The 435-nt window shown below is 65.7% G+C and carries 1 pseudogene; it reads left to right on the top strand.

From position 1 onward, the window contains the following. Nucleotides 1-435, top strand: a pseudogene (locus ACYQ2W_RS26640) (transglutaminase domain-containing protein); the annotation flags it as partial.

Here is a 435-nt window from a genome sequence, read left to right as displayed (position 1 = left end):
CCACCTACGGCGCGCTGCCCGCGGCGCTGCAACACCACGTCACCCTCGGTTTCGGCAACGACGGGCTCGGCGGCGCCACCCAGCAGGTGGCCTACCCCTTCCCGAAGCTGAACAACCGCAAGGTGACGGTCTCCTTCAAGCCGAGCACCGCGGAGGACGAGGCGGCGCTGGTCGCCCTCTTACCCGAAGGGGAGATCACCGACCTCAGCCAACTGCCCGATACCATCCCCGCCTACCTCATCTCGGTCACCCCGGAACTGAAGGTGGACGGCGAGACGGTGCTCAGCGGTACGCCGATGCAACTGGGCGAGGATCTCGACTTCGTCTATACGCTGACCAATCCGGTCTACGGGACCCTCTCCTATCCTGGCAAGGTCATTGCCGGTTCCTACCTGTCGGTGGCGATCATCGGCGGGAGCGTGGCGCCGGAGAAAC

This window comes from Endothiovibrio diazotrophicus, assembly GCF_054657215.1.
Note: the sequence above shows the minus strand (reverse complement) of the source record. Positions and strands in the feature narration are given on the sequence as shown.